This window comes from Geodermatophilus sp. SYSU D01176, assembly GCF_054050015.1.
Window position 1 is genome coordinate 1 of the sequence record NZ_JBJGYN010000122.1, and the last position, 694, is coordinate 694.

The 694-nt window shown below is 76.7% G+C and carries 2 protein-coding genes; both read right to left on the reverse strand.

The genetic code is table 11. From position 1 onward, the window contains the following. Positions 1–535: (2Fe-2S)-binding protein (locus ACI78Z_RS25015; protein WP_457039238.1), on the reverse strand; the 535-nt coding region annotated here is incomplete at its 3' end. Further along, the coding region (locus ACI78Z_RS25020; RefSeq protein WP_457039239.1) for a sarcosine oxidase subunit delta at positions 532–694 on the reverse strand (163 nt) is incomplete at its 5' end. The genes ACI78Z_RS25020 and ACI78Z_RS25015, both read right to left, overlap by 4 nt.

Genomic DNA, 694 nt, shown 5'->3' on the forward strand with positions numbered 1-694 from the left:
CCGCGCCCGCGACCCACTCCAGGGCGGGGGCGCCGTCGAGGACGTCGTCGGTGCCGAGCAGCGCGCCGCCGGCCTCGGACTGCTCGTCCACCAGCGCGACGCGGGCACCGGCCCGCGCGGCGGTCAGTGCGGCGGCCAGCCCGGCCGGGCCGGCCCCGACGACCAGCACGTCGACGTGGTGGTGCACGGCGTCGTACCGGGCGGAGTCGGGGACCTCCGCCAGCCGGCCCTGGCCGGGCAGGCCGTGGGCGACCAGGCCGTCGTACAGCTCGACGGTGGTCGCCAGCAGCATCGGCTCGGGGAAGGGCTCCTCGATCTGCACCAGGCCGCCCGGGTCCTCGGCCCAGGCGGCGGCCACGCCGCGGGGGCGGCCGAGCTTGACGCTGGTGGCGATCGAGTGGCGGCCGGCGGCGAGCAGGGCCGAGGCGAGCGTGTCGCCGGGGTGCCCGGTGTGGGTCCGGCCGTCGAAGGTGAACTCGACGGTGGTGGCGCGGTCGACGCGGCCACCCTGGGCGGTACGGAAGGGGGTGCTCACTTGGTCCCCTGCTTCGGCTGGTCGAGGCGCTGGACGGCCTCGAAGCGGTAGGTGGCGGTGTCGCGGATCGCGTTGAACCAGCGGCGGCAGCCGGCGCTGTGGCTCCAGCGCTCCGCGAAGCGGCCCTTGGGGTTGTCGCGGAAGAAGACGTAGTGCGCC